19 protein-coding genes are annotated in these 18,565 nt (G+C 72.7%); 12 read left to right on the top strand and 7 right to left on the bottom strand.

All coding sequences use genetic code 11. The features are described from left to right. Positions 1 to 5: 5 nt before the first annotated feature. Positions 6 to 1,577, top strand: a complete 1,572-nt coding sequence (locus FHX52_RS11640) for a sulfatase family protein (RefSeq protein WP_246069939.1) — start codon at positions 6 to 8, stop codon at positions 1,575 to 1,577. A 24-nt stretch (positions 1,578 to 1,601) separates the two neighbouring features. On the opposite strand, the gene FHX52_RS11635 is transcribed toward FHX52_RS11640, so the two are convergent. Further along, entirely contained in the window at positions 1,602 to 2,480 is an 879-nt protein-coding gene (locus FHX52_RS11635; protein WP_141822262.1) for a CHAD domain-containing protein, read from the bottom strand. 125 nt (positions 2,481 to 2,605) lie between these two features. On the opposite strand from FHX52_RS11635, the gene FHX52_RS11630 reads away from it, so the two are divergent. From FHX52_RS11630 to FHX52_RS11610, 5 genes are all read left to right on the top strand, one after another. Further along, the gene (locus FHX52_RS11630; RefSeq protein ID WP_246069938.1) at positions 2,606 to 3,595 is read left to right on the top strand and encodes a S1C family serine protease; all 990 of its coding nucleotides are present in this window, start codon (positions 2,606 to 2,608) and stop codon (positions 3,593 to 3,595) included. Between the two features lie 76 nt (positions 3,596 to 3,671). Then, on the top strand, positions 3,672 to 4,772 hold the full coding sequence (locus tag FHX52_RS11625; protein WP_246069937.1) for an AAA family ATPase: 1,101 nt from the start codon (positions 3,672 to 3,674) through the stop codon (positions 4,770 to 4,772). Further along, complete coding sequence (locus FHX52_RS11620; protein ID WP_141822261.1) at positions 4,751 to 5,665, top strand: DUF58 domain-containing protein; 915 nt, start codon at positions 4,751 to 4,753, stop codon at positions 5,663 to 5,665. Before FHX52_RS11625 ends, FHX52_RS11620 begins: the two co-directional genes overlap by 22 nt. Before the next feature lie 24 nt (positions 5,666 to 5,689). After that, positions 5,690 to 6,679: a VWA domain-containing protein gene (locus FHX52_RS11615; RefSeq protein ID WP_141822260.1), complete on the top strand. Its 990-nt coding sequence runs from the start codon at positions 5,690 to 5,692 to the stop codon at positions 6,677 to 6,679. A 1-nt stretch (position 6,680) separates the two neighbouring features. After that, positions 6,681 to 7,805 (top strand): VWA domain-containing protein, encoded by a 1,125-nt coding sequence (locus FHX52_RS11610; RefSeq protein WP_141822259.1) that lies wholly within the window; start codon positions 6,681 to 6,683, stop codon positions 7,803 to 7,805. A gap of 78 nt (positions 7,806 to 7,883) precedes the next feature. Here FHX52_RS11610 and FHX52_RS11605 read toward each other — a convergent pair whose 3' ends face one another. The 4 genes from FHX52_RS11605 to FHX52_RS11590 all read right to left on the bottom strand — a co-directional run bounded on the left by FHX52_RS11605 (position 7,884) and on the right by FHX52_RS11590 (position 11,252). Beyond that, on the bottom strand, positions 7,884 to 8,216 hold the full coding sequence (locus FHX52_RS11605; RefSeq protein ID WP_141822258.1) for a TfoX/Sxy family protein: 333 nt from the start codon (positions 8,214 to 8,216) through the stop codon (positions 7,884 to 7,886). Between the two features lie 58 nt (positions 8,217 to 8,274). Then, a complete protein-coding gene (locus tag FHX52_RS11600; protein ID WP_141822257.1) occupies positions 8,275 to 8,478 on the bottom strand; it encodes a hypothetical protein in 204 nt (67 codons plus the stop codon). A gap of 92 nt (positions 8,479 to 8,570) precedes the next feature. Beyond that, positions 8,571 to 9,563, bottom strand: a complete 993-nt coding sequence (locus FHX52_RS11595; protein WP_141822256.1) for an LLM class flavin-dependent oxidoreductase — start codon at positions 9,561 to 9,563, stop codon at positions 8,571 to 8,573. Positions 9,564 to 9,689: 126 nt separating this feature from the next. Continuing rightward, positions 9,690 to 11,252, bottom strand: a complete 1,563-nt coding sequence (locus FHX52_RS11590; protein ID WP_141822255.1) for an AMP-binding protein — start codon at positions 11,250 to 11,252, stop codon at positions 9,690 to 9,692. Between the two features lie 204 nt (positions 11,253 to 11,456). Between FHX52_RS11590 and FHX52_RS11585 the strand changes: the two genes are divergently transcribed. Next, on the top strand, positions 11,457 to 11,879 hold the full coding sequence (locus tag FHX52_RS11585) for a PNPOx family protein (protein ID WP_141822254.1): 423 nt from the start codon (positions 11,457 to 11,459) through the stop codon (positions 11,877 to 11,879). A 63-nt stretch (positions 11,880 to 11,942) separates the two neighbouring features. Here the strand turns inward: FHX52_RS11585 and FHX52_RS11580 are convergent, their stop codons facing one another. Beyond that, positions 11,943 to 12,884, bottom strand: coding sequence for a TIGR03619 family F420-dependent LLM class oxidoreductase (locus FHX52_RS11580; protein ID WP_141822253.1), 942 nt, complete (start codon positions 12,882 to 12,884; stop codon positions 11,943 to 11,945). Between the two features lie 112 nt (positions 12,885 to 12,996). Here FHX52_RS11580 and FHX52_RS11575 point away from each other — a divergent pair, with 112 nt between their 5' ends. Continuing rightward, positions 12,997 to 14,028, top strand: coding sequence for an alpha/beta hydrolase (locus FHX52_RS11575; protein ID WP_141822252.1), 1,032 nt, complete (start codon positions 12,997 to 12,999; stop codon positions 14,026 to 14,028). A gap of 106 nt (positions 14,029 to 14,134) precedes the next feature. Beyond that, on the top strand, positions 14,135 to 15,232 hold the full coding sequence (locus FHX52_RS11570) for a helix-turn-helix domain-containing protein (protein WP_141822251.1): 1,098 nt from the start codon (positions 14,135 to 14,137) through the stop codon (positions 15,230 to 15,232). Between the two features lie 47 nt (positions 15,233 to 15,279). Here the strand turns inward: FHX52_RS11570 and FHX52_RS11565 are convergent, their stop codons facing one another. Then, positions 15,280 to 15,627, bottom strand: a complete 348-nt coding sequence (locus FHX52_RS11565) for a YciI family protein (protein WP_246070123.1) — start codon at positions 15,625 to 15,627, stop codon at positions 15,280 to 15,282. 201 nt (positions 15,628 to 15,828) lie between these two features. Between FHX52_RS11565 and FHX52_RS11560 the strand changes: the two genes are divergently transcribed. The 3 genes from FHX52_RS11560 to FHX52_RS11550 are packed head-to-tail and all read left to right on the top strand — an operon-like array spanning position 15,829 to position 18,389. Further along, positions 15,829 to 16,290, top strand: a complete 462-nt coding sequence (locus FHX52_RS11560) for a Cif family virulence factor (RefSeq protein ID WP_141822249.1) — start codon at positions 15,829 to 15,831, stop codon at positions 16,288 to 16,290. A gap of 47 nt (positions 16,291 to 16,337) precedes the next feature. Further along, a complete protein-coding gene (locus FHX52_RS11555; protein WP_221630581.1) occupies positions 16,338 to 17,357 on the top strand; it encodes an alpha/beta fold hydrolase in 1,020 nt (339 codons plus the stop codon). A gap of 54 nt (positions 17,358 to 17,411) precedes the next feature. After that, positions 17,412 to 18,389 (top strand): methyltransferase family protein, encoded by a 978-nt coding sequence (locus tag FHX52_RS11550; RefSeq protein WP_246069936.1) that lies wholly within the window; start codon positions 17,412 to 17,414, stop codon positions 18,387 to 18,389. Positions 18,390 to 18,565 lie beyond the last annotated feature (176 nt).

Genomic DNA, 18,565 nt, shown 5'->3' with positions numbered 1-18,565 from the left:
GCGGGGTGAGCGCGACGACAGGCGAGCCATCCCGATCGACGGAGCCGACGGCGGTGGACCCGCCGCGCGGGCCCAACATCGTCTTCCTCCTGAGCGACGACCACGCGGCTCACGCCATCGGCACCTACGGGTCGGTCGTCAACCGCACGCCGCACATCGACGCCATCGCGACGGCCGGCGCGCGCCTCGACAACCTCTTCGCGACGAACTCGTTGTGCGCGCCGAGCCGGGCGTCCATCCTCACCGGCACCTACAGCCACGTCAACGGCGTGACGACCCTCGACACCTTCATCGACGCCTCGCAGCCGACCTTCGTCACGGCGCTGCGCGAGGCGGGCTACCGCACGGCCTTCGTCGGCAAGTGGCACATGGGCCAGGGATCGACCGACGGCGTCGAGCACGACCCGCAGGGCTTCGACCGGTGGGACGCCCTCATCGACCAGGGCGAGTACCACGACCCGCGCTTCCGCTCGCCCGACGGGCTGCGCGTCGAGCCCGGCTACGCGACCGACCTCATCACCGACCTCGCCATCGACTGGGTGGAGTCGCTCGGCGGTGGTGATCCCTGGTGCGTGCTCGTCTGGCACAAGGCGCCGCACCGTCCGTGGGAGCCCGACGCCGCCCACGCCGGGCTGTATGCCGCCGACGGCCCTCTCGGGGGCGCTCCGATCCCCGTGCCCGCGACGTTCACCGACGACCTCGCGGGCCGCTCGGACACCGCGCGCCGGGCAGCCATGCGTGTCGCCGACCACCTCACGGCCGAGGACCTCAAGCAGCCTGTGCCGCAAGGCCTCTCACCGGACGAGGAGGCGCTGTGGAAGTACCAGCGCTACATGGAGGACTACCTCGCGTGCGTCGCCTCCGTCGACGACAACGTCGGGCGACTGACCTCATGGCTCGCCGACCGGGGCGAGCTCGACGACACGATCGTCATCTACTCCTCCGACCAGGGCTTCTTCCTCGGCGACCACGGCTGGTTCGACAAGCGCTTCATGTACGAGGAGTCGATCCGGATGCCCTTCGTGCTGTCCTATCCCCGAGCCGTCCCGGCCGGGCAGGCGACGAACCGCATCGTGACGAACGTCGACATCGCACCGACCCTCCTCGAGGCCGCCGGGGTCGAGGTGCCGGACCGCATGCAGGGGCGGTCGTTCTGGGGCGAGCTCACGGGCACGGCTGAGGCGCAAGCCGATCGAGAGAGCGACCGGGACCGGGATGGAGACAGGCGAGGGGAGTCCGAGGGCTTCTACTACCGCTACTGGATGCACGACGACCGCAGCCACCAGGTCGGGGCGCACTACGGCTACCGCACGCACCGCTACACCCTGATCTTCTTCTACAACGACGGGCTGGGGCTGCCGGGCTGCTCGGACCGGCGCTTCGCGCAGGAGTGGGAGCTCTACGACCTCGAGGCCGACCCCGAAGAGCTCGTCAACGTGGCCGACGACCCGGCCTACGCCGCGGTGCGCGACGACCTCGAGGCTCGGATGTGGCTGGCGCAGAAGGAGGTCGGCGACGAGCCGCACCCGGAGCAGCAGGTGCCACGCCACATCCGCGAGGCCGGCAGCGCGACCTAGGAGCCGCTGTCGGCCGAGCAGCTGTCAGCCGAGCTGCCTGGCGGCGACGCGCTCGAGCTTCGCGATGTCCTTCGCGGCCTGGTGCTCGACACGCGCCTCGGCCAGCTCCTCGAGGGCGTCGAGGCGACCGAGGAGGAAGGCGCCCGCCTCGTCGCCGTCGTCGGCCTCGGCGATGCGGCGTAGCGCTGCCCGCGTGACGATCTCGTCGTGGTGGGTGCCCAGCGTCGTCTGGATCTGCTGGGCCGCACCGGCGACCTTCGTGGCGCGGTCGCCCAGCACGGGCTCACAGGCCTCGGCGGCATACCGCAGTCGCTTGGCGCGCTTGCGCACGTCGTGCAGCTGCGCGGCTCGCTGCTCGGGCTCGGTGGTGGCCCAGGCCTCCTCGGCGAGACCGAGGACCCGGTCGGCCTCGCGGCGCAGTCGTCGCCGGGCGAGCGGGCGCGCCTTGCCTTGTGCCTCGTCCGTGAAGGGAGGGCGCGCGACGACGCTGTCGAGCAGGACGAGGGCCTCGGCATACCGCGCGCTGTCGAGGGTCTCGTCGACGACGTCGCGCACGGCGGCCGCATCGGCGTGCACGCGATCGCGCAGGCGGGCCAGGACCTCGGGCGGGGTGTCGGCTGCGACCTCGTCGAGCAGGGTGACGATGCGCTCGGCGACGACCTCGGCGTCGCGTGCCTCCCCCAGCCGGCCCGCCGCCCACCTCAGCTCGTCACGCAGCGGGTCGGTGACGCCGGCGTCGACGACGGGGCGGAAGCTCGCGAGCGCCGACCGGATGCGTCGCATCGCCACGCGCAGGTCGTGGATGCCCTCGGGCTCGCGGCGGCGGACCGCAGCCTCGGCCTCGACGAGGGCGCGCTGCTGCTCGACGAGCCGGTCGTGAAGCAGGGTCGCAGCAGTCGGCACCCCCTAGTTCTATAGGAAGCGGGCGGCTGAGTCACTGCCTGACCCCCGCGCCGAAGGGTGCGCTGCGACGGCAGACCTTCTCTGACCACTGCCGCTCGGGCCGATGGGAACGTACAGTCGAAAAGGTGGCACGGGTCACCGCTCCGCAGGAGCCCGGTGCCGCCCCGTCGGGCGGTGCCTCCCAGCCACCTGCGCCCGCATCGTCGGCGCTGCTCAACGTGGTCGGTCCTCGCTCACCGAGCTCACCGAGCTCACCAGGCTTCGCGAGCTCACCGGACCCCGCAGGCTCACCGGCCGCGCAGCCGCCCCGCGGCCCGCGCCGGCTGGTCGCACGGCTGCGCCGGATCCCGGCTCGGCTGTGGTGGACCTCGATCGCCGTCCTCGCAGTGGGTGCGCTCGCGATCTCCTACGCGCTGACCCGCCCAGCACCTCCTGCGGCGCTGACCCGGGCCGACGTCGCGGCGGACGTGCAGGCGGGCATCGAGCGCCGGGCCGAGCAGGACGCGGCCAAGCCGGCCGACGCGACCCTCGCCCACGCGGCCATCGAGCCCTCGCTCGTGCTCATCACGACGCGGCTGAGTGGTGACCGCGAGGGCACCGGTGCGGGCGTCGTCATCAATGCCGACGGGACGGTCCTCACGGCGCTGCACGTCGTCGACGGCGCCGAGTCGATCACGATCTCGTTCAGCGACGGCACCAACGCCGGCGCCGACATCGCCCAGAGCACCCGGGCGAGCGACATCGCCACCCTGCGCCCGCACCGCCTGCCGGACACCGTCGTGCCGGCGGTGCTCGGCGGCGCGGTGCAGGTGGGGGCGCCCGTCTTCGCCGTCGGCCACCCGCTCGGCCTGACCGACTCGCTCTCGGCCGGCGTCGTGTCGGCGCTCGACCGGACGGTCACCGTCGAAGGCACCCGCAAGCTCGAGCACCTCATCCAGTTCGACGCCGCGGTCAACCCCGGCAACTCCGGCGGCCCGTTGCTCAACAAGGCCGGGCAGGTCGTCGGCATCGTCACGGGACTGGCCAACCCCACCGACCAGAGCCTCTTCGTCGGCATCGGCTTCGCGGTTCCGATCGCGACGGCGGGCGGCGCAGCGGGGAGCCCGCCACGGTGAGCCCGCGCCGCGGCGCGGGCGCAGCACACGGCATACGGAATCAGGAGCATCGGCAGGATCGGCAGGAGCGGCAGGCGTGGTCACGCAGGAGGACGGCATGGACGGCAAGGCACCCACGGGGCGTCACGCGCTCGAGCAGGCGCTCTACGAGGTGAAACGGACGATCGTCGGGCAGGACGTCCTCGTCGAGCGCATGCTCGTCGCGCTGCTCGCCCGGGGGCACCTGCTGGTCGAGGGCGTGCCGGGGCTTGCGAAGACGATGGCGATCAGGACGCTCGCCCAGGCGATCGGGGGCGACTTCCAGCGCATCCAGTTCACCCCCGACCTCGTGCCGGCCGACCTCGTCGGGACGCGGATCTACAACCAGAAGGACGGCGAGTTCCAGGTCTCGCTCGGTCCGGTCTTCGCCAACCTCGTGCTCGCCGACGAGATCAACCGGGCGCCCGCGAAGGTGCAGAGCGCGCTGCTCGAGGTCATGCAGGAGCGCCAGGTGACGATCGGGCGCGAGACCTACCCGGCGCCCGACCCGTTCCTCGTCATGGCAACGCAGAACCCCATCGAGTCGGAGGGGACGTATGCGTTGCCGGAGGCGCAGGTCGACCGTTTCATGCTCAAGGTGCTCATCGGATACCCCTCTGCCGCTGAGGAGTTCGTCGTCGTGGAGCGACAGATCGCGGCTGCGGTGGCGACGGTGAAGGTGCTGGACCCGGACATGCTGCGCGACTTCCAGCGCGAGGCGGACGCCGTCTACGTCGACCCCGCGGTCATCGAGTATGCCGTCCGGCTGGCCACCGCGACGCGCGATCCCGCGAGCGTGGGCCGGGGTGACCTGGCGCGGCTGCTGACCTACGGCGCGAGCCCGCGGGCCTCGATCAACCTCGTGCTGGCGGGTCGGGCGCTGGCCTTCCTCCGGGGACGTGACTACGTGCTGCCGGGCGACGTGCGCGACCTCGCGCGCGACGTGCTGCGGCACCGGATCGTGCTGTCGTACGAGGCTCTTGCCGAAGACGTGTCGGCGGACGCCCTGCTGACGCCGATCCTCGAGGCGGTGCCGGTGCCGACGGCGCCGCTGCGGGAGCGGCCCGGCGGCTTCGGTGGTGGGGCTGGGTTTGCTGGTGGCGGTGATAGTGGGTTTGCCGGCGGCGGTGACGTGACGTGGGCGCGACCGCCGGGCTGAGCGCCGAGAGCCTGCTGCGCCGCCTCGAGTGGAGGGTGGTGCGGCGGCTCGACGGCCGGCTCCAGGGCGACTACCGCACGCTCTTCCGTGGGGCGGGGATCGACTTCACCGACCTGCGCGAGTACGTGCCGGGTGACGACCTGCGCCACATCGAGTGGAACGTCACGGCGCGGCTCGACGAGCCCTACGTCCGCGAGTTCGTCGAGGACCGCGAGCTGACCGCATGGCTGCTGCTCGACCACTCGGCGTCGATGGGCTTCGGACCGGTCGACCGGCAGAAGGACCTCGTGCTCGCCGAGGTGGCGACGACGCTCGCCCACGTGCTGACCCGAGGCGGCAGCCGCGTCGGGGCGATCGTCCTCGACACCGGGGTCGACAGGGTGATCCCGCCCGCGTCGGGTCGAGGCCAGGTGCTCCGCATCGCCCACGACCTCCTCGCCAGGCGGACGTCGCAGGCTGGAGACCGCGCCCCGTCCGGGTCGGTCACGGACCTCGGGACGATGCTCGCGGCGGCATACGGCATCGCGCGGAGGCGATCGCTCCTGCTCGTCGTGTCGGACTTCATCACCGCGGACGGGTGGGAGGCGCCGCTGTCGCGGCTGGCGCGGCGGCACGAGGTCGTCGCGATCCAGGTGATCGACCCCCGCGAGAGCGAGCTGCCGGATGCGGGCGGGGTCTACGTCGAGGACGTCGAGACGGGCGAGCAGATCTTCGTCGACACGAGCGACGTCGCCTTCCGGGCGCGGCTCGCGGCGGCCGCGGAGGCGCGGCAGGCCGACCTCGAGGCGCGGGCACGGCGGGCCGGCGTCGACGTCTATCCCGTGCGGACCGACGAGGACCTCGTGCGGTCGCTGCTGCGGATCTCCGAGCTACGGCGTCGGAGACGGCGATGAGGTGGCGGCCATGAGGAGGCGGCCATGAGTGAGCTGTCGCTGACCTGGCCGTGGGCGCTGGCGGGGCTGCTCATCGTGCCGCTGCTCGTCGCCGGCTACCGGCGGGTGCTGCGGGTGCAGGAGCGGCGACGGCGCGAGCTGGCGGCGCAGGGCCTCGTCATGGCGGCCCCGCGCGGGCGGTGGCGCCACCTCGGGCCGGTGCTGCTCGTCGCTGCTCTCGCCGTCATGGTGCTGTCGCTGACGCGACCGGTGGCCTCGGTCGCGGAGCCACGTCGGGAGGGCACGGTCGTGCTCGCCTTCGACGTGTCGAACAGCATGGCCGCGACTGACGTCAAGCCGTCGCGGCTCGAGGCGGCCAAGGCGGCCGCGCGCGCCTTCATCGCGAAGCAACCGTCATCGGTGCGCATCGGGGTCGTCGCCTTCGGCGGCACGGGGCTCGTGACGCAACGCCCGACGGAGGACCGGGCCGCGGTGCTCGCGGCAGTGGCGCGCCTCAGGCCCGCCGGCGACACCTCGCTCGCGGACGGGATCCTCGGTGGGCTGAGCGCGATCGTCGGCAAGCCGGTCAAGGCGCCAGGAGACGCGGAGCGCGGGACGGACCAGGAGACGCCGATCGGCTACCACGGCGGCACCGCGATCGTGCTGCTCACCGACGGCGAGGACACGACGGACAACGGGCCCGCGGGCGCGGCCGAGCTCGCGTCGGCAGCGGGTGTGCGGATCGAGCCGATCGGGCTGGGGACGCCGGCCGGCACGACGATCGCCGTGGACGGCTTCAGCATCGCGACCGCGCTCGACGAGGCACCGCTGCGGGCCGTCGCGGAGACGACCGGCGGGACGTATCGGCGCGCCTCGGACGCTGCGTCGCTGGCCGCGGTCTATGACGCGATCGAGCTGCAGTGGACGACGCGGACGGTGCCGCACGAGGTGACCTCGTGGGTGGCGGCGCTGGCGGCGCTGCTCCTGCTGGGTGGGGCGACCGTGTCGGTGCTGCGGCAGGGGCGGGTGATCTGACGTGTCGTTCGGTGTGCCGCTGCTGCTCGTGACGTTGCTGTGCGTGCCGGTGCTGCTCGGGGTGTACGTGTGGCAGCTCCGTCGTCGTCGGCGGCAGGCCGTGCGCTTCTCGAACGTCGCACTGCTGCGGGCGGCCGGTGCGGGGTCGGCCTCGTGGCGACGGCACGTGCCGGTGGCGCTGGTGCTGTGCGCCCTGGGTCTGCTGGGGCTGGCGAGTGCGCGGCCCACGGTGCGGGCCGAGGTTCCGACGTCGAGCTCGACGGTCATCGTGGCGCTCGACGTGTCGGGATCGATGTGCGCGACGGACGTGGTGCCCAACCGGCTCGCGGCAGCGCAGGCGGCGGTGCGGTCGTTCGTGCAGGGTCAGGACGACCAGACGAAGGTCGGGCTCGTCGTCTTCTCCGGGTTCGCGCAGCTGGCGGTCGCACCGACGGTCGACCGTGAGGAGCTGCTCGCGGCGCTCGACGCGGTGACGACGGGCCGCGGGACGACGATCGGGGCGGCGATCCTGCGGTCGATCGACGCGATCGCGGAGCTGGACCCGAACGTCGCCCCGGCGGATGCGGTGGACGAGCCGACGACCGACGGGCCCGGCGTGGGCGAACCGTCGCCCACGCCCACACCGACTGGTGGGACCGGGCCCGGCAGTGGAGCGACGGCGGGAAAGGTCGGCGTCGCGCCCGAGATCGTCGTGCTGCTGACCGACGGCGCGAACACGCGCGGCGTGACGCCGGGCGAGGCCGCTGACCAGGCTGCTGCCCGCGGGGTCCGTATCTACCCGATCGGCTTCGGCACGAAGAACCCCACGCAGATGGCGTGCACACGCGACCAGTACGGCGGCTTCCAGCCTCGGGCACGCGACCTCTCCGGCTTCGGGGGCGGCACGATGGGCGGCCGCAACTTCCTCGTCGTCGACGAGGCCGCCCTCAAGGGCGTCGCCCAGCGGACCGGCGGCGAGTACTTCGCTGCGACGGATGCCCAAGGCCTGACGAAGGTGCTGGCCGACCTGCCGAAGCATGTCACCGTCGCCGAGCAGGACATCGACCTCAGCGCCGCGGCGGCACTGCTGGCCGCTCTCGTCCTGCTGGGAGGTCTGGCCGTCTCGCTCCGTCGCCTGAGGGGCTGAGCTCGCCCCTGCCCTCGGGCGACAGCGGGCCGAGGCGCGGCTGACCGGTCTCCCCGCTGACCGAGGCTGACCCACTCCCTACGGGCGCTTGGGCGGCAGCGAGCGCGCGTAGGTCACGCCCCGCCAGACCCACTCGTCGAGCCCCTCCGCGTCGAGGCCGGCGCGGACGCGCAGCCAGCCACGCATCTCGCGCCCGCGCATCACCATCGGCGTCACGCCGTCCTGGTCGATCCACTCGTCGGCCGTTGCAGGGTCCACGCGAACGAGGAGACCACCCTCGCCGCTGGCGGCGACCGCCATGTTGCCGTTGACGAGGAACGCCAGACCCCCGAACATGCGCTGCTCGGTGAGGTTCTCCTCGCCGAGAACGATCTCGCGGATCCTGTCGGCAAGCTCGTGGTCGTAGGCCATGTACCTCATTATCTCGAGGGCACCGACAACGCTCCCGAAAGCGGGCTGCTCGCGCCCGTCACTCCCCGCGGATGCGCTCCGGCTTGAGCACCACGAGCGCGAGTGCGACGAGGAGGCCTCCGACGACGCCGACGGCCAGCCCCCGCTCGACGTTCTGCGTGAGCGCCCCGCCGAGGAGCCCGACGAGGGCCCCGATCGACGCACACCCGGTGAACGTGGCGATGACCTTGACCCAGAAGGGCGACTGCACCTGACCAGCCATGGGGCAACCCTATCCGCGACCGTGACCGTGGAGGTCGCCCTGCCGTATGCCGCGCCGCCGCCCGCGCCGCCGACCGCCCGCCGACCGCCCCGTCAGCCGGCCTCGACCGCAGGCAGGATCTCCTCCTTGAGCACCTTGAGGTCGTCGAGCGTCTTGGACACCGGCACGTCGGTGAAGGGCGGCCAGATGAGCGGCATCGTCAGGCCGACGTCACGCAGCCGCTTGAGGTTGTCGGTGATCTGCTGCTTGGTGCCGATGAGGATGTTGCTGCCCTTGCCGGCGAAGGTCTGGTCGCTCGGCTCGTCGGTGATGACGAACCAGTACATCGAGCACAGGTCGAGCGGCGCGAGCGCGTCGGCCTGGTCGAGCTTGTCGAGCTCCTCCTTGATCGCCTTCTGCCAGCCCGCCAGCTCGTCCCAGTGGTCCTGGATGCCGATCCAGCCGGCGAGGTTGTACTTCGAGATGCGCAGGGCCGAGCGCTTCGGGTCGCGCAGGCCGCTGAAGTAGATGGGCGGGTGCGGCTTCTGCACCGGCTTCGCGCCGAAGCCGCACCGGTCGAAGTCGGCGAACTCGCCGTGGTACTCGAAGAGGTCGTTGGTCCAGATGCCCTGCATGATCTCGATCGTCTCGCGCACGTGCGTGTGCCGCCGCGGGAAGATGTCCGTCGCGCTCGCCGCCGCGAACTCCTCTGGCATCCAACCGGATCCGACGCCGACGTTGAGCCGCCCACCCGACAGCTGGTCGACGGTCGCGAGCTCGGCGGCCAGCACCCCCGGCGACCGGTAAGGGGTGTCGATGATGCTCATGCCGATGCGGACCTTCGACGTCTTGGCTGCAAGCCACGGGATGAGCGGCCATCCCTGCAGCCACTCGCCGCGTGACGACACCGGCAGCTGCTTGGGGAACTCGGCCATCATGCCGAACGAGTACTGCAGCTCGCCGCGGTCGGAGGCCTCCGGGACGACGATGCGGTCGAGGGTCCACACCGAGTCGAAGTCGAGGTCCTCGGCGAGCGCCGTGAGGTCCTCGAGCTCCTTGACCGTCACCTTGTCGCGGAAGTTGGGCAGGTAGAGAGCGAGTTTCATGAAGGGACTGCCTCCTGACGCCGTTGTCATGGATGGAGCGGCCGATCACGCCTCGGGTTGGTGCACGTACGCGTGCCGAACCGGTGCGCTGAATGTAACCCGGCGGGCGGCTCGTGTGAATGGGCCTCAGGCGCCCTGGCCCCGCTCCTCCCCGGCCGACGTCACCGACAGCTGCTCGCGCAGCTCCCGTTTGAGCACTTTGCCGTAGTTGTTCGTCGGCAGCGCCTCGACGATCCGGTAGTCCTTGGGCCGCTTGTAGCGCGCGATGCGCTCGAGGCACGTGCGGTCGAGCTCCTCGGCAGGCGGTGGCGCGTCCTCGTCCATCGGCACGACGAAGGCGACGACCGACTCCCCCCACTCCTCGTCCGCCCGCCCGACGACGGCCGCGGCCCGCACGCCCGGGTGGTGGAGCAGCGCCTCCTCGACCTCGCGCGGGTAGATGTTCATCCCGCCGCTGATGATGAGGTCCTTCGCACGGTCGCGCAGCGTCAGGTAGCCCTCGTCGTCGAAGCTGCCCATGTCGCCGGTGTGCAGCCACCCACCGCGCAGCGTCTCGGCCGTCGCCTCGGGCGCGTCCCAGTAGCCGGCCATCACGACGGCACCACGCACGACGACCTCCCCGACCTCGCCGGGTTCGACTGACCTGTCGTCACCGTCCACGACCCGCACCTCGACGTCGGTGCGCGGGAAGCCCACGCTCTGCAGTCGTTCTCGCCACCGCGGGTGGTCGCGCTCGGCATGGTCGGCCTTCGACAGCGCCGTGATCGTCATCGGCGTCTCACCCTGCCCGTAGATCTGGGCGAGCTTGGGACCAAAGGCATCGAGTGCGTCCTCGAGGTCCGTGAGATACATCGGCGCGCCGCCGTAGATCACCGTCTTGAGGTGCGTGCGCGCCGCCTCCGCGACGACCGGGTCCGCCGCGAGCCGCTTGATCATCGTGGGCGCCGCGAAGAACGACGTGCCCGGCCACCGCCCGAGCAGCGCCGCCAGCTCCGCCGGGTCGACGCCCCCGGACTCCGGCAGCACGCTCGTCGCGCCGCGCGCCACGTGCGGCAGCCCGTAGAGCCCCGACCCGTGCGACAGCGGTGCGGCGTGCAGGATCGCGTCCTGAGGAGCGACGGCGTCGATGTCGGCGAAGTAGCTGAGCGACGCCATGAGCAGGTTGCCCGCGGTCAGCGTCGCCCCCTTGGGGCGACCGGTGGTTCCGCTCGTGTAGAAGAGCCAGGCCGGACTGTCCGTGCTGAGGTCGGCGACGGGAACCGTTGCAGCAGAAGCGATCCGCTCCCACCGGTCCCCCGGCGCGACGACCACCTCGCGCAGTGTCTCGACGCTCTCGACGAGCGGCGCGAGGTCCTCGGCGTGCTCCTCGTCGGTCAGCACGACGCTCGTCCGGCTGTGGCCCAGGATGTAGGCGAACTCGTGCGGGTGCAGCCGCGCGTTGACAGGCACGGCGACCAGCCCGGCGTGCCACACGGCATACATCGCCTCGAGGTATGCCGGCCGGTTGCGCATGACGATGGCGACGCGGTCGCCGGGCGCGAGCCCGAGCTCCCCCAGCAACCCACCGGCGAGGCTCGCGGTCCGCGCCGCCCAGGCGCCCCACGTCGCGTGCACACGCTCGCCCTCGGCGATCGCGGGCTCGTCCCGCCGACGGCGCCCGTGGCGCTCCACCCACACGGCCGGGTTCATGAGACCTCCCAAGCGTCGACGCTGACGGCGAGGCCGCGGCCACGTGAGCACCGCGGGACGTGCTCATCGTAGGTCGACGCCACCCCATCCGGTATGCCGCGAGCGACGTCCGCGCCCCGGGTGGCCGCCTACGCTGGGTGGGGTCACCCCCGGCACGATCGAGGACCACATGGCAGCCACCTCCCGACCCCGCGTGGTCCGACGATGAGGCTCGCCCCCGACGCGGCGATGGCCCGCCTCGTCGCCGCCGACCACGGCATCCTCTGCACCGTGCACGCCACGCGCGGGGTCGACGCCGTGCCGTGCGTCTTCGCCATCGACGGCGACGGCTTCGTCGGCATCCCCGTCGACCGCGTCAAGCCGAAGTCGTCGAGCCGGCTCCAGCGCGAGCGCAACCTCGAGTCCGACTCGCGCGCAACGCTGCTCGTCGAGCAGTGGGACCGCGACGACTGGTCGCGGCTGTGGTGGGTGCGGGCCTCGCTGCAGTGGGAGCCCGATCCGGGCGCCGAGCTGGAGGAGGGGCTCGGCGCACTGCTGGAGGAGCGTTACGCGCAGTATCGCGACCGGCCCTTCGACCGCGTCCACGTGCTGCGCGTCGTCGAGGTCACCGGGTGGGCCGCGAGCTAGACCGCCGATCGCCCCGTCGTTACACCAGCGCTGCACCAGCGCTGCACCAGCGCCACACCCGCGCTACACGGATTCGCCTGCCACTGGGGCGAGCTCGTCCAGCACCCGGTCTGCGTAGGCCGTGGCCTCGGCCACGTCGACGCCCGCCCCGACGACCCGCGGTGAGAGGTTGAGGTCGACGAAGACCTCTGTGACGCCCTGCGCCGCCAGCGCGCGCAGGTCGTCACGCACCTGACCGGAGCTGCCTTGGAAGGGCCGGCGCCCCGGCCCCGCAGCGACGTCCCGCAGGTCGACGACGACCCGCACGAGGAAGCGCAGGGCCGACGGGTCGCGCCCGACCGACCGCGCTCCGTCGCGCACCGTCTCGATGTCGCGGCCGATCCCGGCGAGGTCGTGCGAGCTCGACCCGATCCAGCCCTGCGCCAGACGACCTGCCCGACGCAGCGCCGCGTCGGCCGTCCCACCGAGCAGCACGGGAGGGTGCGGCTGCTGCACCGGCAGCGGCCCGAGGTGCGAGCGCGGCACGGTGTAGAACTCCCCCGCGAACTCGACGGGGTCCTGCGTCCAGAGCGCGTGCAGGCAGCGGAGGTACTCCTCCATCCGCGCACCGCGCCGTTCGAGCGGGACGCCCGCGGCGGCATACTCCTGCGGCAGCCAGCCGATGCCGAGCCCCACCGTCAGGCGACCACCCGTGACGACGTCGAGCGAGGCCATCGTCTTGGCGAGCAGGGCCGGTGCGGTGAACGGCGCGCAGATCGTCGCGGTGCCGAGCCCGATGCGCTCGGTGTGCCCGGCGACGTGCGCGAGCGCGACGACGGGGTCGAGCACCGAGCGGTGCGCGGGTCCGAGACTGCCGTCGGCGGGCCAGAGGACGCGCTGGAAGGTCCAGAGCGACGCATACCCGAGCTCCTCGGCGCGGCGGGCGACGCGACGCATCGTCTCGGGGGTCGCCCACGCCCCCGAGACGGGCAGACCGAAGCCGAGCAGCGGCGCCTCACCAGCCATCCGCCCACTGTGTCAGCCGTCCACCGCGGGGCACCAGACTGGCCACGCGGCGGGTCCCGCCGGCCACTTCGCGTCGTCGCGGCGGTGGAGCGGGCCCAGCCGGCGGACGATCATGGCTGCAGGCCACGACGAGGTGGCCCTGACCCAGGAGGACCCCGTGACGACGTCCGACACGCTTCGCCGCCCGCCCTACGACCCCGAGCTCGCCGCCGTCCTCTCCGTCATCGGCGAGCAGCTGCCCCCGACGCTGACGCCCGAGATGATCCCGCTCATGCGGGAGGCCCCGCTCGCCGTCCCCCTCGAGCAGGTCCTCGAGGGCCGGGCGGTCACGCACGACGAGTTCACCGTGCCGGGCTACGAGGACGCCGAGATCGTCGTGTCGGTCTTCCGCCGCACCGACCACACCGCGGGTGGCCCGGCGATCTTCCACATCCACGGCGGCGGCATGATCATCGGCGACCGCTTCACCGGCGCCGACGCGTGCGTCGAGTGGGTCGAGCGCTACGACGCCGTCGTCGCCAGCGTCGAGTACCGCCTCGCGCCCGAGCACCCCGACCCCGTGCCGCTCGAGGACTGCTACGCGGCGCTCCAGTGGTTCGTCACCCAGGGCGACACCCTCGGCTTCGACGCCGGCCGCGTCGTCGTCGCCGGTGGCAGCGCGGGTGGTGGGCTGTCGGCCGGGGTCGCCCTGCTCTGCCGCGACCGCGGCGGGCCGGCTCTCATCGGCCAGCTGCTCATGTGCCCGATGATCGACGACCGCAACGTCACCGTCAGCTCGCACCAGTACGTCGGCATGGGCATCTGGGACCGCGGCTCCAACGACACCGGCTGGGACGCCTACCTCGGAGACCGGCGCGGCACGGACGACGTGTCGATCTACGCCTCTCCGTCTCGCGCCACCGACCTGTCGGGCCTGCCGCCGGCCTTCATCGACGTGGGCTCCGCCGAGGTCTTCCGCGACGAGGACGTCGCCTACGCGACACAGATCTGGGCCGACGGCGGCGTCGCCGAGCTGCACGTGTGGCCCGGCGGCTTCCACGGCTTCCAGATGATGGGTGGCGCCGCCACCCTCGCGCGCATCTCCGTGGAGGCCCAGCAGAGCTGGCTCGACCGCATCCTCGGGCACGTGGCGGGCGACGCCTGATCACGTATGCCGTCCGGCGGGCTCCGTGGGTCGCTGACCTTCTCGGGGCCCACCGAAACGCGTGCGCGCCTACGATGGGACGACCCCCCACCCCCGAGGACGCCAGGTGCAGGAGCTCGTCGGTCGGCTGACCTCCCTCGACCCGGAAGCCAGCGAGACGCTGAAGGTCATCACGTACTTCGACCACCTCGTCGAGGGCCGTGTCGGAGTCGAGACGATGGTCCGCGGGGCGGCGCTGCTGTCGGGCGCCGTCGCCGGGCTGCGGCGCGGCGGCAGGACGCTCCGCATCGACCCGTCGGGCGCTCGGCTGCCGGACGCGGGATACCCAGGAGAACCGAGCGGCCCTGCCACGTCTGGCGATTCGCCCGGTTGGCCCCAGCGCGAGTGCGGTGACGGTGTCGTCGTCTGGCTCGAGCGCACCGCGGCGGCCCACGCCAACGACGCGATGGTCCTCGAGCGTCTCGCGCACTCGGTCATGGTCAGCGGCGCGAGCACGGCCGGTGACGCCGTCGCGCGGCAGTCGCTCGAGGTGCTCCTCGACACGGGCTCGGCTCCCACCGACCGCGACCGGGCCGCGGCGCGTCTCGGGCTCGAGCCGCGCACCCTGCTCACCGTCGTCGCCACGGGCGGCGCATCGACACCCACCACCCCGCGGGCCGCGCTGGCCTCGGCGCGGATGGCGACGCCATACGGCCTCGTGACGGCAAGCCTGGTGCGCGGCGAGGCCGGGCCCAGAGATGTGGCCGGAGGTACGGCCGGAGAGCCCGCGTCAGGCGGCGCGCCGACGACGCGGGTCGGGGTCGGCTCGACGGTCACGGTCGACCACCTGCCCCGGTCATGGTCGGAGGCCCTGCTCGCGCTGCGCGTGACCACGGGCCGTGAGCCGTGGGTGCGCGTGGCGGACCTCGGTCTGCTGGCGCAGGCCGTCGAGGCCGCCGACCACGCGTCGTCCCCACCGGCCGACGTGGCGGGTGTCGAGCGGGCCGTCGAGCACGGCTGGTCGGTCGAGGCGCTGGAGTCGCTCGCCGACGCCGAGAGCGTGCGGGCTGTGGCTCGCGCTGCCGGCCTGCACCACTCGACGCTGCAGGCCCGGCTCGCCGACCTGCCGACGCATCTCGGCTTCGACGTGACCACCGGCCGTGGTCGCGCACGGCTGCACACGGCGCTCATCGTCCGGCGGGCAGCGAGCGCCCGGTTCGGCTGACGGCCGACCCGGCAGACCGTCTCGGCCTGCCAGGTCGTGGCTCGCCCTCAGTCGCCGGGCGCCTCGGGACCGTCCGAGATCTGGCGCAGCGTCGAGATCACGGTGACCTCGGGCCAGTGCTCGGCATGCAGCTCGGCGAACTTCCGCTGGTCGGCGACAGCGTCCTCGAGGGAGTCGTACTGCAGGAGCGACCAGCCTCCGATGACCTCCTTGGACTCGGCGAACGGCCCGTCGTGCTGGGTGACCTCGCCCCCGCTGACGACGAAGTTCACGGCGTCCTCCGTCCCGTAGAGACCGCCCCCGTCAACGAAGACCCCTGCTGCGGCACGCTCACCGATGTAGACGTCCATCGCGTCGAAGAGCGACTGCGGCGGGGTGCCGATCCCCTCTTGCATCCTCACGAAACCCATGAAACGCGGCATGTCGATCACTCCTCCTGGTTGCTGTGGTGTCCTTCGTACCCGTACGTCGACCGACGGTGAAGGTCTTCGACACGCGTCTCGAGATTTCTCCGGCTCAGCGTGACAGTGCCCTGTGCGCCTGACCCGGGCACACGGCATACGACGTCGAGCAGGTGCCGCGGCTAGCGTGTGGCCGTGACCACGGACGGGACTGCCGACGAGACGACCGACCAGGCGGCGATCGAGGGGATGGTCAAGGCGTTCTTCGGCGCGTTCGCGTCGGGGCCTGGCTGCGCGGAGCGGATGGACCGGCTGCGTGGGCTGCTGCTCCCGCAGGCCGTCATCGTGCGCACGTGCGGCCTGGAGCCGGCGGTCATGGGGGTCGAGGAGTTCATCGCACCGCGGGAGGCGCTGCTGACGGGAGGGTCGCTCACCGACTTCCGCGAGTGGCCGGTCGAGGGGCGCATCGAGGTCTTCGGCGACATCGCGCACTGGTTCGGCAGCTACGCCAAGGCAGGCGCGCAGGACGGCGAGCCGTTCACCGGGCGCGGCATGAAGACGATCCAGCTCGTCCGCACGACCGGCGGGTGGCGCATCAGCGCGGCCGCGTGGGACGACGAGCGCGACGGCCTGAGGCTGCCGAACACGGCCGGCTGAGGCCGCCCGCAACCCACCCGACCCGGCCGTGCGGTTCACTGGAGAGCGTGGCTGCGCAGCGCCTGGGGATGGCGTCCCTGACGGACGGGACGAGGGTCGCGTATGCCGTCACGGGCAGCGGTCCGCTCCTCGTCGTCGCGCCCGGATGGCTGAGCCACCTCGAAATGGGGTGGGCCATCCCGGCCGAGCGGATGTTCCACGAGGCGCTGTCGTCGGGGCGCACGCTGGTGCGCTACGACCGCCCGGGCTGTGGCCTCTCCGACGCCTACGACGGCCCCCGCACCATGGACCTCGAGGTCGCGACGATCGCCGCCGTCACCCAGGCGGTCGGCGCCGAGCGCTTCGACCTGCTCGGCTGGTCGCTGGGCGCGGCGACGGCCGCGCAGTGGGCCGCCGAGCGGCCCGGCACCGTGTCGCGGCTCGTGCTCTACGGCGGCTGGCCCGTCGGGACGGCCATCGGCGACGACGACAGCCGGCAGCACGTGCTCGGCCTGCTGGCCACGCACTGGGGTCTCGGGTCCGACCTGCTCACCGAGGTCTTCGCCCCCGATGCGGATGCCGGCACGAGGCGGACCCTCGCTCGCTACCAGCGCGCCGCGTCCTCGGCCGAGACGGCTGTCGCGCTGCTGCGGCTCGCCTACGAGCTCGACGTCTCGCCACTGCTCGGGCAGGTGCGGGCGCCGACCCTCGTGCTGCACCGGCGTGGCGACCGGGCGGCGCCCGTCGCTGGGGGTCGCGCTCTCGCAGAAGCAATCCCGGGCGCCGAGCTCGTCGAGCTGGAGGGCCGCTCGCACCTGCCCGCCATCGGCGACGCGCAGTCGGTGGTTGAGCAGGTGCGGCGCTTCCTCGGCCTGCCGGCGCTGCGCCGGGCCGTGCCGACCGGGCTGACGGCCCGCCAGGCGGAGGTCGCGGCTCTGGTCGCCGAGGGCCTGACGAACCGCCAGATCGCCGACCGGCTGGGCATCACCGAGCGCTCCGCCGAGTCGCACCTCGAGCGGATCCGGCTCCGTCTCGGCTTCAGCTCACGCGCGCAGGTGGCCGCGTGGTACGTCGCCCGGACCCCGTAGAAGTGCGGTAGTTCCACGGCTGTGCTGCGGATCGTGCGTGGACACCATGAGGGGATGACCCGACGCATCGTGTTCCTCGCCGTCTCCGCCGCCGCCTGGTGCGGCTTCGTCGCCATCACCGCATGGACGATGGTCTTCCTCGCCGGGGTGCTCCTCCCCCGCACGGTCGACGGGCCGGCTCGCACGAGCACCGGCGGGGCCGTCGCCGTCGACCTCGCGCTCCTGCTGCTCTTCGCCGTCCAGCACTCGGTCATGGCCCGCCGCCCGGTGAAGGCCTGGCTCCGGCGTCGGGTCCCGGCCGAGCTCGAGCGCACCACCTACGTGCTCGCCACGAACGTCTGCCTCGCCCTCCTGCTGGCGCTGTGGCAACCGTGGGACGGGCTCGTCTGGCACGTCGAGGGCGTGGCGGCATACGCCCTGTGGTTGCTGTGCGCGGCGGGTTGGGTGCTCGCGGTCGCGGCGACCTTCGCCGTCGACCACCTTGACCTCATTGGGCTGCGGCAGGCCGGGTGGGGCTCCCCTGCGGGACCGGGCGCAGACACGTCGTCGGCGCTGCAGGTCGGCGGGCTGCACGCGATCGTGCGCCACCCGCTGATGACCGGTCTGGTGCTCGCCTTCTGGGCCACCCCGCTGATGAGCGCGCCGCACCTGCTCTTCGCCATCGCGGCCACCGGCTACGTCGCCGTCGGGATCACGTTCGAAGAGCGCGATCTCCGCCGCACCTTCGGGGCCGAGTACGACGCGTACGCCGCCCGCGTCCCAGCGCTCGTGCCCGGACTCCGTCTCGGGCTCGGGGACGGGGGCCGGGGGCCGGGCGGCAGCGTCAGGTCGCGACCGGGCCTGACCCAGCGGACGGGCCGTCGCCCGCGATGGGCGGTCGCTCATCAGCCACCCTGTCCCCGTGCTCGGCTAGCGTCTCGGGCATGGTGGTCCACCAGCTCACGGCCCTGGACGCGCGCCGCATCGCGGTGCACGCGCAGCTGCTCGACCGGCCGCGCCCGACTGACCTCGTCGCGACCGTCGAGCGGCTGACCTTCCTGCAGATCGACCCGACCGCTGCCATCGCGCCGAGCGCCGACCTCGTGTTGTGGAGCCGGCTCGGCAAGACCTACGACCCCGCTGACCTCACTGCTGCGATCGAGCGCGACCGCACCCTCGTCGAGACCGTCGCCTACATCCGCAGCCCGCACGACGTGCCGGCCGTCATC

It is taken from the genome of Humibacillus xanthopallidus (assembly GCF_006717145.1).
Lineage (GTDB): Bacteria > Actinomycetota > Actinomycetes > Actinomycetales > Dermatophilaceae > Humibacillus > Humibacillus xanthopallidus.
This window is presented reverse-complemented; position numbering and strand designations above follow the sequence as displayed.